The organism is Schaalia meyeri (assembly GCF_900105015.1).
Lineage (GTDB): Bacteria > Actinomycetota > Actinomycetes > Actinomycetales > Actinomycetaceae > Pauljensenia > Pauljensenia meyeri.
Genome location: NZ_FNLK01000015.1, coordinates 1 through 11922, shown reverse-complemented (window position 1 = coordinate 11922; position 11922 = coordinate 1). Strand labels below are relative to the sequence as shown.

Annotated in this window: 11 protein-coding genes and 1 pseudogene; 5 read left to right on the top strand and 7 right to left on the bottom strand. The window is 68.7% G+C overall.

Annotated features, from left to right (window positions below; all coding sequences use genetic code 11):
• Window positions 1–48: 48 nt before the first annotated feature.
• Together BLT68_RS08170 and BLT68_RS08165 are read right to left on the bottom strand one after the other, a co-directional pair.
• Window positions 49–1194 (bottom strand): VIT1/CCC1 transporter family protein, encoded by a 1146-nt coding sequence (locus BLT68_RS08170; RefSeq protein WP_050695406.1) that lies wholly within the window; start codon window positions 1192–1194, stop codon window positions 49–51.
• A gap of 5 nt (window positions 1195–1199) precedes the next feature.
• Complete coding sequence (locus tag BLT68_RS08165; RefSeq protein ID WP_050695405.1) at window positions 1200–1550, bottom strand: hypothetical protein; 351 nt, start codon at window positions 1548–1550, stop codon at window positions 1200–1202.
• A 259-nt stretch (window positions 1551–1809) separates the two neighbouring features.
• Between BLT68_RS08165 and BLT68_RS08160 the strand changes: the two genes are divergently transcribed.
• Window positions 1810–2652, top strand: coding sequence for an alpha/beta hydrolase (locus tag BLT68_RS08160; protein ID WP_050695404.1), 843 nt, complete (start codon window positions 1810–1812; stop codon window positions 2650–2652).
• Between the two features lie 248 nt (window positions 2653–2900).
• On the opposite strand, the pseudogene BLT68_RS08155 reads toward BLT68_RS08160, so the two are convergent.
• Window positions 2901–3985 (bottom strand): annotated as a pseudogene (locus tag BLT68_RS08155) (PfkB family carbohydrate kinase).
• A 114-nt stretch (window positions 3986–4099) separates the two neighbouring features.
• Here BLT68_RS08155 and BLT68_RS08150 point away from each other — a divergent pair.
• From BLT68_RS08150 to BLT68_RS08135, 4 genes are all read left to right on the top strand, one after another.
• Window positions 4100–4798, top strand: a complete 699-nt coding sequence (locus BLT68_RS08150; RefSeq protein ID WP_050695402.1) for a trimeric intracellular cation channel family protein — start codon at window positions 4100–4102, stop codon at window positions 4796–4798.
• A 111-nt stretch (window positions 4799–4909) separates the two neighbouring features.
• Window positions 4910–6322: an amino acid permease gene (locus BLT68_RS08145; RefSeq protein ID WP_232618801.1), complete on the top strand. Its 1413-nt coding sequence runs from the start codon at window positions 4910–4912 to the stop codon at window positions 6320–6322.
• 129 nt (window positions 6323–6451) lie between these two features.
• Entirely contained in the window at window positions 6452–7189 is a 738-nt protein-coding gene (locus BLT68_RS08140) for an HNH endonuclease family protein (RefSeq protein ID WP_074633612.1), read from the top strand.
• Between the two features lie 182 nt (window positions 7190–7371).
• Entirely contained in the window at window positions 7372–8115 is a 744-nt protein-coding gene (locus BLT68_RS08135; protein WP_074633610.1) for a VanZ family protein, read from the top strand.
• 229 nt (window positions 8116–8344) lie between these two features.
• Here the strand turns inward: BLT68_RS08135 and BLT68_RS08130 are convergent, their stop codons facing one another.
• The 4 genes from BLT68_RS08130 to BLT68_RS08115 form a co-directional block, all read right to left on the bottom strand.
• Window positions 8345–8989 (bottom strand): response regulator transcription factor, encoded by a 645-nt coding sequence (locus BLT68_RS08130; protein WP_050695399.1) that lies wholly within the window; start codon window positions 8987–8989, stop codon window positions 8345–8347.
• Window positions 8986–10227: a histidine kinase gene (locus BLT68_RS08125; RefSeq protein WP_050695398.1), complete on the bottom strand. Its 1242-nt coding sequence runs from the start codon at window positions 10225–10227 to the stop codon at window positions 8986–8988. Before BLT68_RS08125 ends, BLT68_RS08130 begins: the two co-directional genes overlap by 4 nt.
• Before the next feature lie 115 nt (window positions 10228–10342).
• On the bottom strand, window positions 10343–11122 hold the full coding sequence (locus tag BLT68_RS08120) for an ABC transporter permease (RefSeq protein ID WP_050695397.1): 780 nt from the start codon (window positions 11120–11122) through the stop codon (window positions 10343–10345).
• A gap of 25 nt (window positions 11123–11147) precedes the next feature.
• The coding region (locus BLT68_RS08115; protein ID WP_074633609.1) for an ABC transporter ATP-binding protein at window positions 11148–11922 on the bottom strand (775 nt) is incomplete at its 5' end.

The window sequence follows — 11922 nt, the reverse complement described above, 5'->3', positions numbered from 1 at the left end:
CGCGGGGCGGCGTTGCGGGCGCAGCGCCGAACACCCGCGATGATCGCCCTACGCGACCGTCGTGCCGAAGAGCAGGCCGAGCAGGTAGGTGACGCCGGCCGCCCCGTAGCCCACGAGGAGCTGCCGCAGGGCCCGCGGCGCGGGTGCCTGGCCGGAAAGCACGCCGACGACTCCGCCCGTGAACAGGAGCGCGGCCCCCACGACGACGCAGGCGACAAGGACCGCGGTCGGGCCGGTCAGGCCCAGCACGTAGGGGATCAGGGGGAAGAACGCGCCCGCCGCAAAGAAACCGAAGGAAGACAGCGCCGCCTTGGCGGGCGTACCGACCTGTTCGCCCGCGCCGTCGGATTCGGCGGGGCCGCTCAGCGCGGCGCGCACCGCGATCGCGCCGGAATCGCCGGTTGCGGGCTTGGCGAGCTTCGCGAAAACCTGTGCGGCGTGTGCTTCCGCTTCTTCCGCGCTCTCGCCTCGTGCCCGGAACACCAGGGCCAGTTCGTTCGCGTCCACGTCCAGGTCGGGCACCGCCTGGTGAGCGTCGGGGTCGGGGATCGAGGCGTCCAACAGCTCGCGCTGGCTGCACACGCTGACCCACTCCCCGGCGGCCATCGACAGGGCGCCGGCGAGCAGGCCCGAGACGCCGGTGAGCAGCACCACGCGGGTATCTATGCCGGTCGCTGCGATGCCCAGCACCAGGGCGAGGTTAGAGACCAAGCCGTCGTTGGCGCCGAAGACCGCGGCGCGGAACGTGCCCGCGAGGGCCTCGCGGGACTTGGCGGCCAGGGAACGGATGACCTCGGCGTGGATGTGTTCGTCGGCGAGCATGTGCGCGGGCACGTCATCGATGTTGCGCGAGGAACGCTGCTCGGCGCGCTGGGCCATCGCCAGGATAAAGATCGTGCCGAAAAGCTGGGCCAGGACCGCGGCAGCCCGCGTGCGCAGGGGAGGCTTGGGGGCGGGGAGGGCGCGCTCGCCCAGGCGCGCGAGCCAGTACTCCTCGTGACGACGTTCGGCCTCCTCAAGCTGCAGGAGGACCGCGCGTTCCTCACCGGTGCGTCGCTCGGACAGGTCGCGGTAGGTGCGCGCCTCCATGCGCTCCTCGGCCAGGTGCTTGCGCCAGCGCTTGACCTGGGCGTGCGTGGGCTCCCGGTCGGCGGGCGTGGGGTCCTCGCTCATGGACGAGGCCGTGGCTTTCATCGCGTTCAACGTTGCGTTGGCGTGGAACCGGGCTGGGGGACCTGCGCGTCCGCGGGCGTTGCTTGCGCGGCCCCCGTGATTTGCGGTGCGGGCGCGGCGGGCGTTGCCTGCGCGGCGGGCGTGCCAAAGAGGCGTTCCTTGACCGCGTCGGCTACCTTATCGGTCACCTGCTCGCCGCCCGCGCGCACAATGTCGGACATTTTTTGCCCCGCCGCGTCCAGGGGGCGGGCGACGACGGGGAAGCGGCGGAGCTTCGAGACGCCGGCGCGAATCTGTTCGTAGCGCCCGCGTCCGGCGCGGGTCCCCAGGACGTATCCGATGCCGAATCCGATGAGGATCCCGATCTTGGTTCCCATGTCTTCCTTCTCTCGCTGCGTGTGGCGGGTCTATGGACGCGGCCCGCTTCTGTGGGCGTCGCGCGTTCGCGGTGGGTGCGGGTGCTCCTGTCGGTGCACATCGACTTTTATCTTAGTGGGGGTGGTTGTCGGCTCGCACGCCCCGGTTGGTCGGTGGAGTATTTTCTCGGTTACGCGCGTCCAGTCGGTGGCCTGTCACATGTGTGCACAGTGTGGGAGCTCTCTTCACACGGCAGGAGCGAAGCGCTATGTTTGACCCGTGAGCCGGATAACGATTCAAACACCCCGGGGTGTGTCCCTGTCCGGGACATTCACACGTCCCGTGGACTGCCGCGACGCTGCGGTGATTTTCTCTCACACCTTTTTGTCGGATAGTCATGCGTCGGGCATGTTTGACGTGCTGGGTCGCGCGATGCGCCGCGCCGGGTACGCGACGCTCACCTTTGACTTTTCAGGCCACGGGGGCTCCGGGGATGAGATCATCGCATTTGACCCGCTGATTGAGGATTTCCGGTCGGCCTCGGGCTGGCTGGCCGACCAGGGTTTTGAGCGCCAGGTGTGCGTGGGCCACGAGTTTGGCGCGACCGTCGCCCTGCGCGCCTGCCCGCCCGCCGTGCAGACCTACGTGCTGGTGTCTCCGGTGCTCGGCCCCCTGTCGTATGACTGGCATGACGTGTTTTCCGACGTGCAGCTGTCGGATTTGGAGCTCCACGGCACCACGACCATCCCCGACGATTCGGAGTCGGTGCGCCGACAGTTCACGATCTCGAAGCGCACGCTCGCCGACATGTCAATGGTGTCCGCACAGGAGGTCCTGCACGGGCTGAGTGTCCCTGTCCTCATCACCCATGATTCCTTCGACTCGGAAACAGGGCTGCTGGATCGTACGCGCGACGCGTTCCATATGCTGCCCGACGGCTCCCTCGTCGAAATGATTGTCCCGCCGGACTCGGTCGCGGGCGAGTACACGCCGCCCGGCGGTATGCCCGCCGCGGGCGAGGTCGTGGAACGCGCGATGCACGTTTCCAACTCGGCGAACCTGCCGACCCTGCCGGACGTCGCATCGCAGTGGGTCTCACGCTGGGTGCCCGTGAGCCGGTAGGTCCCGCCCATGCGCGCGGCTGGCCGCCTGGGCTTCGCGGTCGACCGTTCCGAACTGGGCTTGCGTGTGGCAATCTTGCTGGTGTTCGTGGGTGGTGGCGGGGCCTGGCCGTGCTTCGAGATCGATCACTCCGAGCCGTTAAGCTCGCGTGTGGCGATCGAGCGGGCGGGCCGCCGCCCACGGACACAAAAGAGCAGCAAGCAAGCCACGCGGCTGCCGGGCAGGTACTCCGGCAGCCCCGCCCGCAACTACCAGCCGCGCACTATCTTTGCCAGCTTTGGGGAGTCCAGCCACTGCCTGGTCCCGAAGGAGGACACGGATACCGCCGCGACCGCCGACGCGAAGCGGATGAGGCGCTCCGGTTCCTGGTCCCCCGCCCGCTCAATCGCCCACGCGAAGGCCCCGTGAAACGCGTCCCCCGCGCCCATCGTTGACGCGCCTGTGACCTCGCGGACGGGAACCTCGCCGCACAATCCGTCCCACCAGTACTGCACGGGACGCTCCCCGCGCGTGCGCACAGTGCGGGTGATGCCGAATCCGCGCAGGAAATCCGCGACCTGCTGCCCGTGCGGGCGTGCGAAAAGCGGCGGGGCGAAGTCCTCGGACACGACGGCGACGTCCACGAAGCCCAGCAGGGGCGCCAGCCAGTCCTTCCACGAGCCGCCGTCCAGGATGCGCGGGTGGGGTGGGCGAGCTTCGAGCCGCGCGAAGGGATCCTCGCCGCCCACGTCGGGCACGCCCAGGGTCAGCGCCGCTCGCGCCAAAGAGGGGTTGTGCCCGTCGATCAGGACTACGCCGACGCTGCCGGGGAGTCTCCCTGCGGCGAGCGCGGGATCCGCGTCCAGTCGCGCGTTCGTCGAGGCCACCATGCGCCCGTCTGGGTGTTCGATGATCGAGGACACGGCCGGGGCGCCCTGGACCGTGTCCCGGACCCGTGCTTGGCCGCGCCCCGCATCGGCGGCCGCGCGGTCCGGTCCCGCGGGCGTTGGTAATCGCGTGCCGCCGCGCGCCGTCGCGTCCACGACGTTCACCCCGACGGATGCCAGATCCGCGGCCAGGAAGGCCGCCACCGGCCCCTCGCCGAGGGCCGTCAGCAGGGTGGGCGAATCCCCGCAGGGCGCCTTGGTGGGCGCGGGTGTCGAGGCCTCGGCTGGCGAAGGGGACGGGCGCGCCGCCAGGGCGTCAAGCGCCGCGTAGGTGACCGCCGCGTTGGTCGCTGGGCCCCGGCGGCCATCGTGAAGCCCGTGGAGGTAACCTTGCGCGCCGGGTCGGGCACGTGGTCGAGTCGATGCAGGACATCCAGGGTCGTGAGCCCGGCGAAGAGAGCGGTCATAGGAACATTGTTGCACCCGCGAGCGGTATCGTGGCTGATCACGGAGTTCGCTCACGGGGGCGCAAACCCTGTAACATGATGAAAAACGACCGTCATCAACTTTCCCGGACCGCCATGCACCCGCTAGACGCCTTGAACGACTCTCTGCCTGAAATTGTCCGAGCCATCGACCTTATGGGGGTGCTGCTCAACGGTGTCCTCGGCGGCAAGGTCGCCCGCGAGCGCAACTTCGACGCTGTCGGATTCTGTATCCTGGCGATCATGACCGCGCTCGCGGGGGGCATGATTCGTGACCTCCTGCTGGCCACGCGCGCTGGTGCCCCCGTGGCGATCACCGACCCCTACTACCTGGGATTCGCCATCATCGGCGCCCTTGTCGCGATGGCGTTTCGCATGGACTCACGCACCTGGTCGATTCTGCTGGTCATCGCGGATGGCATGGTGCTCGGCTGCTGGAGCGCGACCGGTGCGATCAAAACGCTGGACGCGGGATTCGCGGTCATGCCCGCAATCCTGCTGGGCATGCTGACGGCCATCGGGGGTGGCATGGTTCGCGATATCTTTGCCGGTCTGGTGCCCCGCGTGTTTGGCGGCAACAACCTGTACGCCACCCCGGCCTTTGCCTGCTCGGTCGTCACCGTCGGATTCTGGCACCTGCATCAGCCGGTGCTCGGCATGGGGGCGTCCATCATCGTGGGCCTCGTGTTCACGGGCATGGCGCACTGGCGCCGCTGGAGGCTGCCGCAGACACGCGAATGGACCATCACTCTCACGTATTCGCAGCTGAAAGCCCTGCGCAGAGGCAGGCGCTAGTATGGCCGTGTGAGTCCAGAATCAGCGCCCGTCTCCTCAACCGATCCCGCGCCCGCCGCGGCTGGTGCGCCCGCCGCCGGGCGCAAGCCGTTTAAGACGTGGCACCTGTCCATGATGGCGTTGGGTCTCGCGATCGGCGCGGGCTTTTTCCTGGGGACGGGTTCCGCGATCCACCAGGCCGGCCCCGCGGTCATCGTGTCCTATCTGCTGGCTGCCGGGATCGTCGTGTCCGTGATGCTGGCCCTGGCCGAGCTGGCGTCCTCCCTGCCCACGACGGGGTCCTTTTCTTCGTACGCCGAGGCGGGGATCGGCCGGTGGGCGGGGTTTACGATCGGGTGGCTGTACTGGGTCATGCTGATCATGGTGACCGGCATCGAAGTGACGGGCGCGGCGACGATCTTCGTCGACTGGTTCCCGGCGGTGCCGCAGTGGGTCGTCGCCCTGGTGATCGTGGTTGTCATCGGCGGAATTAACTTGCTGGCGGCCGGGCAGTACGGCGAGATCGAGGCGTGGCTGTCCATGGTGAAGGTCGTCGCGATTGTTGCTTTCCTGTGCGTGGGTGCGTGGCTGGTCGCGCAAGCCGCGGTCGCTGGGCCGGCGCCTGGCCGCGAGGGCATCTGGCAGAACATCATCGGCCACGGGGGTTTTGCGCCCAGCGGCATCCCCGGCATCGCGGTCGGGCTGCTCGCCGTCATCACCTCTTTCGGTGGCCTGGAGATCGTCACGATCGCCGCGGCCGAGGCCGAGGACCCCAGCCGGGCCATGGCCGGCGCGATCCGCTCCGTCATCACCCGCATCCTCGTGTTTTACATCGGGTCGGTCATCCTGCTGATCGCCCTGCTGCGCTGGGACAGCGATGAGATGAAGACCAACGCGTTCGCGGCCGTCCTGTCGATGGCGGGCGTGCCGGCGGTGGGGACCGTCATGAACGTCATCATCTTTATGGCGCTCATTTCCGCGTTTTCCGCGAACATCTACGCCTCGTCTCGCATGGCGTATTCGCTGTCCGCGCGCGACATGGGGTGGCGCTGGCTGCTGGGTGCCCGGGCCTTAGCCTCGGGCCGCGTGGGACCCTCCGCCCAGGCGGTCCTGGAGGGCGGCGACGAGGCCTTTGCTGCCGAGATGGCTGGCGACATGGAGGCGGGTCGCACCCCGAAGCGCGCGGTCGGGCTGGTCGTCGTCCTGGCGCTGCTCGCGGTCTGGGGCAACTGGTATTTGCCCGGCGGCATTCTCACGATCCTCATCAACGCGATCGGCATGGTGTTGCTGATCGTGTGGACCTTCATCATCATTTCGCTGATGCGCCTGCATTCCTCCCTGGAGCGTTCCGGCTCCCTGGTGATTCGCATGCCGGGCTGGCCGTGGCTGCCGTGGGTGGTCCTGGTCGGACTGGGCGGGGTCGGCGTCCTCATGCTCATGAGCGCCGAAGGCCGCGCCCAGCTGGTGTCCATGGGCGCTCTGACGCTCATCATCGTGTGTATCTACTTTGTGCGCCAGCTCGTGCGAGCGCGCTCGCGGGCGTAGCGGCCGTCCACAGGCGGGTCGCGCGCGGTACGCAGATGCGGATGGCCGGGCGCATCATGGAGGGTTCTCGAACGAGGGGTTCGGGGTGCCCGGGCTGTCGGGCCGTCGCGCGATGATGGAGGAGAAGACGTGGCTCGCAAACGCCGCAGGAGCATTGGGGACGTGATCGGTCTGCTGCTGATCCTTCTCGCCCTGGCGTGGGCGTTCGCGCCCGGCCTCGGATGGGATTTGCTGGATATGCGCTCGCGCATCGGGTGGCCGCCGCCACGCAGGGGCCTGGCCCTGTCCTCCCTGCCAGATAGCGAGGCGGCCCGTCAGCTGCATGCTCTCGCGGTGCGCGCGGAGGGGGATGGGGAGCAGGTGCCCGACTATGACCGCGGGGCTTTTGGGCAGCGCTGGGCGGATACGGATCACAACGGCTGCGACACGCGCAACGACATCCTGGTCCGCGACCTGGCGCGCCCCACCTTCAAGGCGGGAACTCACGACTGCGTGGTCCTCACCGGCACCCTCGCCGAACCCTACACGGGTAAAACGATCGAGTTTCGCAGGGGCGAAAAGACCTCGTCGCTGGTCCAGATCGACCACGTCGTGGCCCTGGCGGACGCGTGGCGCTCAGGCGCGTGGCAGTGGGATGCGCACCGCCGCCAAGAATTCGCGAACGACCGCGAAAATCTCTTGGCCGTCGATGGGGACGCCAACCAGGACAAGTCGGACGCCTCAGCCGACCGGTGGTTGCCGCCCAACGCGGCCTTTCGATGCGACTACGTGAAGCGCCAGATTGCCGTCAAGAGCACGTACGGGTTGAGCGTCACCCAGGACGAACAGGACGCGATGGCTACGCAGCTGTCATCCTGCCCCGTCTGACCCTCCGCCCGCTGTCCCCCGGTCCCGCCGCGTGCGCGCGGGAAATTGACCGGTGGTCACCGGCTGGTTTTCGTGCTTTTCTTAGCGCGTGCCCATGCCTGGTGAGAGTGATGGCACCGGCGTGACGGCGTGACTCGGCCCGAAAATGCCGGTATTGTCGTCCCCTGGACGAAGGGGGTGACATGTACGCGGCAATCAGCTGGGCCTGGGACCTGGGGCTCTACGCGTCCGTCTGTGTGCTGGCCTGTGGCCTGTGGTGGGTGATCGGCCGCTGCCAGGACCGCGTGCGCGCCCGCGGCGCGATTCCCGTTACCCGCGAGAGTTCCGAGACACGCGAAATCCCCGAGACGTGCGAGAGCCACCGGATCGGGGTTCCGGCCGTATCGATGTGGAGGCTACCGCGTGCCCTGCCCCTCGCGTGGATCCTGTACCTGGCGGGCCTGGCTATCTTCACCCTGTTGCCCCTGCCCGCCGACCCGGCCGCGGCGTGCGCCGCTATCATCCACCGGGATAACTACGCCCCCTTCGGGTCGCTGTTGGCGGTGGCCAATCAACTTCACGCCGGTGAAACCCTGCGTGCCGCGCTCTACGCCCTGTCGATCCTGCTGAATATCGTGCTCTTTGTGCCCCTCGGGTTCCTGGCCGAGGCCACGTGGCGCATCCGGCGCGAACTGATCAGCGTCCCGCCCCCGTCCGGACGCTTCGTCCGCGTCGTGCCGGTTCGGCGTGTCCTGGTGTGGGTGGCCATCGGGTGTGCGCTGTCGTGCCTGATTGAGTTGACCCAGTACACGGGGCTGTTCGGCGTCGTGTCCTGCACGTACCGCGTCGTCGACATTGACGACGTCATCACGAATACGCTCGGCACCTACCTGGGGGTGCGGCTCCTGCCCGGCCTCGTGCGCCGGTCGCGGTTCGTGCGCGGCTAGGGTGTGGCTCCAAAGGGGTGCGGGTGCGCGTTGCCAACACTGCGAGGGGGTTGTCGACGCCGCGAGGGGGTTGTCGACGCCGCGAGGGGGATATAACGCGCGTCGGTATCGATAACGCGCGTCGGCGTCGGTGCCGGGAACCGCAGTCCGAGGCGCTTTCCTTGACCGTCACGTGATTGAGCGGGGGATCACGGCGCAAGCGGCGGCCCACGCGAGTCGCCCGTCGGCGTCAGAGCCAGCCGGACTCGGTGGCGATGCGCACCGCCTCCGCGCGGGTGCGCGCCTCGGTCTTGAGCATCGCGGAGGACACGTGGTTGCGAACGGTCCCCTGGGACAGTCGCATCTCCCGGGCGATGTCGGCGATGGTGCCGCCGGTGGACACCGCGCGCAGCACGTCAGACTCGCGTTCGGTCAGCGGGGACGTCCCGCGCGACAGGGTCTCCACGGCGAGCGTCGGATCCACGACCCGCAGCCCCTGGGCCACGCGGCGCACGGCGTCCGCCAGCTGGTCCACGGGTGCGTCCTTGACCATGAAACCGGTGGCGCCCGCGTCGAGCGCCCGCTGCAGGTAGCCGGGTCGGCCGAAAGTGGTCACCATGAGCACGCGCGTTGCCGGGAAACGGCGGCGGATCGTCTCGGTGGCGGTGATCCCGTCCATGACGGGCATCTCGATGTCGAGGATCGCCACATCGACGCAGTCCTCACCGGCGCCGCCCTTGCCCGTGCTCTGCGCCGCCAGGGCGAGCGCCTCGACGGCCTCGCGCCCATTCGACGCCTGGGCGACGACCGTGATGTCCGGTTCCAAGTCGAGCAACGAGGCCAGGGCGCCGCAGATCATGGCCTGGTCGTCGGCTACAAGGACGCGGATGCTCATAGGTTGCCCTTCACGGTCGGTTGCGGTGCGTCCACGATAGCAAAACGCTCATGGGCAGCTGGGGGGCTGTCGGCCTCGGCCCCGTGGAAGGCGAGAGCCACGCACCAGGTGGACCCGGTCGGCCCCCACACGACGGTCCCCTCCGTCGCGGCGCGTTCCCGCAGCCCCTCAAGCCCCGTGCCCGAACCGGAGGAGGACCGTGAGAACGAGGCGGAGTACCCGTCGTTCGTGACGGAGACCCCAGTGGGGGACAGAGTGATCCACACGCGCGTGGGGTGGGCGTGCGCGATGGCATTCGTGACGCCCTCGCGTATCACGTGCCCCGCCAGGGAGGAGCGGATGCCCGCGGGGGGCTCCCCGGTGTTGGTGATGATCACGTCGATGCGGGCGACCGCCAGCAGGCTGCGGGCGGATTCCAGCTCCTCGCGGGGCGACAGGCGGCGGTTCTCGGCGACGATCGCGCGCACGTCGGAGAGGGCGGACTGGGACATGTCGATCAGGTCGTCCACCTGCGCGGCTGCCTCCTCGGCGTGTCCCGCGTCCAGGAAGCGGGCTGCCAGTTGCGCTTTTATGTGGATCGCGGTCAACGAGTGGCCGAGGATGTCGTGGAGGTCCCCGGACAGGCGCAGGCGCTCACGGTCCTTGGCCACCAGGAGGGCCTGCTGGTGGACGAGGCGTTCCTCGTTGTCCCTGTCAATGGCGTGGCGCGCCTTGGTGGTCACGATGACGGGGAAGAGCACGTACAGACCGTAGTAGAAGGGGTAGCCGTCGGCAGACGCCTGGGCGCACGCCAGTGCCACCAATGCGGCGGTCCCCGAGGGGTAGATGCGGCGGGGCGACTGGAGGACCCACGCGCTGGCCTGGTACGACAGCATGGGGAAGGTCCCGGGCGCTCCCATGATGTGGTTGAACGCGAAGGCCGCCAGTTCTGCGCCCAGCAGGAAGGAGTGCGTGGCGGTGAACCTGGTCGTCAGGCGCTCGCTCTGGCGGGGGACGGGGTTGACGATCCACGTGGCCAGGTAGGTGCAGCCGATGAGGACGGAGGTGGTGAGCATGCCGGCGCCCCGCAGGGTGTCCAGCCCCTCGTCGAGGGCGGAGCTGATGGGGAAGGCGAGGAAGACGAGGAAGGGCAGCGACCACGTGAGCGAGTAGATGGTGGGGTGGCGCGCGATGAAGTCGCGGAGCGTGCGGGCGTTGATCGGGCGCACTGCGGCGCGGGGGGTGCTGGTGGTCGTCATGGTGGCATTGTTCCACGGCCGGGGTTTGGCCACGGGCTGGGGGAGGGGGTTGGCAGGGGGGGCACTGCGCGGCGCCGGGGGCTCCGGGTGGGGCGGCCCACCGGCGCCGACGGCCTTATCGCGCGGTGTCGCGGCGCTGCGCCCATGCGGCCAGGACCACGAAGAACAGGGTCCACACGACCAGGTTCGCCACGTAGGACCATTTGAAGGTCTCCCACCCGTAGACGGGCAGCAGCGTGAGGTTCGCGATGCCGTACATGGGCGCGTAGGGGGCGATGGTCTGGAAGAAGGAGCCCATCTGGTCGATGGGGATGAACATGCCGGACAGGAACCCGCTGAAGACGGTGACCGCGCTGGACGCGGCGAACGCGCCATCGGAGCGCACCGCGAAGGCCATCGCCAGGCCCTGCGCGGAGGCCAGGATGGAGGACGCCAGGATCAGCAGGGGGGTTTGGATCCACGCCGAGGCGTACATCTTGGACCCCGTCGCCGCTCCGATGCCGTAGGTGATGGCCGTGACGACCAGGGCGATCCCCATGGAGGCGCAGATGCGCGCGCAGGTGTTGGCGAGGGGGCTCAGCGGAGTGGTCGCGTAGAGGCGGGAGATGCCCGATGTCCTCTCCAGGGCGGTATTGGTGGCCAGGGACGCGACTGTCAGGAAGACGCCGTAGAGGGTCATCGACACGAGGACGGTGGCCGCGACGTTCCCGTTGACCGTCCACGCGTCGGAGTAGGACTGGCCGGTGCCGAACATGAAGTACATGCCGATGGGCAGCAGGATGGCGAAACCGATGGAGAAGGGGTTGGTGAGGTTCTTCCAGAAGGAGTACCAGCCCAGCAGCGCCGCTCCGTTCCAGCCGGATGCGGGTTCTCGGGAGATGGTGATCGTGGTCATTGCCGTTTCTTTCGACTTGTGGGGCTCAGGCTGTGAGTTCGGTGAAGACGTCCTCCAGGGTGGAGGCCGTCACTGAGATGTCGTGCGCTCCGGGGTGGGCCAGCGCGATGCGGGCTGCGTCGTCCATGTCCTTCCCGGTGGCGTGGACGCGCCCGGCCTCGTAGGAGGCCTGCCACTGGGGGTTGGCGTTGCGGAGTTCCTCGACGAGGCCGGGGCCGGAGTCCTCGGGGACGGCGATGGACATGTGGGTGGTGCGCCCGCGCTGGCGCAGCTCGTCGGTGGGGGCATCGGCGACGATGCGGCCCGCTTTGAGGATGATGGTGCGCTGGGCGAAGTCCTGTGCCTCGGCGAGGTAGTGGGTGGCGAAGAGGATCGTGCGCCCTTCGGCGGCCTGGGCGCGCATGAGCTCCCAGAACTCGCGGCGGGCGGTGGCGTCCATCCCGGCGGTGGGTTCGTCGAGGACCAGCAGGTAGGGGTCGGGCAGTAGTGCGAGCGCGAGGCGCACCCGCTGGCACTCGCCCCCGGAGAGTTTGCGGATGGGGCGCGGGGCGAGGGCGCTGAGTCTGGTCTCGTCGAGGATCTGGTCGACGGGCAGGTGGTGGGGGTGGGTCCGCGCGAAGAGGCCCACAGCCTCCTTCACGGTGTAGTCCATGGGGAGAGCGCCGCTCTGGTGGACGACGCCGACCAGGGAGCGGCGCATGGCGTCGCGGGCAGTCAGGTCGAAGAGGGTCGAGTTGCCCTTGGTGGGGGGTGTCATGCCGAGGAGCATGTCGATGAGGGTGGTCTTCCCGGCGCCGTTG